Origin of the sequence: Isoptericola croceus (assembly GCF_029382255.1) — a bacterium.
GTDB lineage: Bacteria > Actinomycetota > Actinomycetes > Actinomycetales > Cellulomonadaceae > Isoptericola > Isoptericola croceus.
On record NZ_JARLLG010000048.1, the window covers coordinates 1 to 361 of the forward strand.

Annotated in this window: 1 protein-coding gene; it reads left to right on the top strand. The window is 59.6% G+C overall.

Annotated features, from left to right (window positions below):
* Positions 1–361 (top strand): P-loop NTPase family protein (locus PZC42_RS24330; RefSeq protein WP_277213953.1); only part of this gene is annotated, 361 nt, incomplete at both ends.

The following is a 361-nucleotide window of genomic DNA, read 5'->3' on the forward strand; positions in this document are numbered from 1 at the left end:
ACGACTTCTCCACGCTGTACGCGCCGCTCATCCGTGACGGGCGTATGGAGAAGTTCTACTGGGCTCCCACCCGCGACGACCGTGTCGGCGTCTGCAAGGGTATCTTCCGCACCGACAACGTCCCCGACGAGGACATCGTCAAGATCGTCGACAGCTTCCCAGGCCAATCCATCGATTTCTTCGGCGCTCTTCGTGCCCGTGTTTACGACGACGAGGTGCGCAAGTGGGTGTCGGACACGGGTGTGGAGAACATTGGCAAGAGGCTGGTGAACTCGAGGGAGGGCCCACCGGAGTTCGAGCAGCCCAAGATGACGATCGAAAAGCTCATGGAGTACGGATACATGCTTGTGAAGGAGCAGGA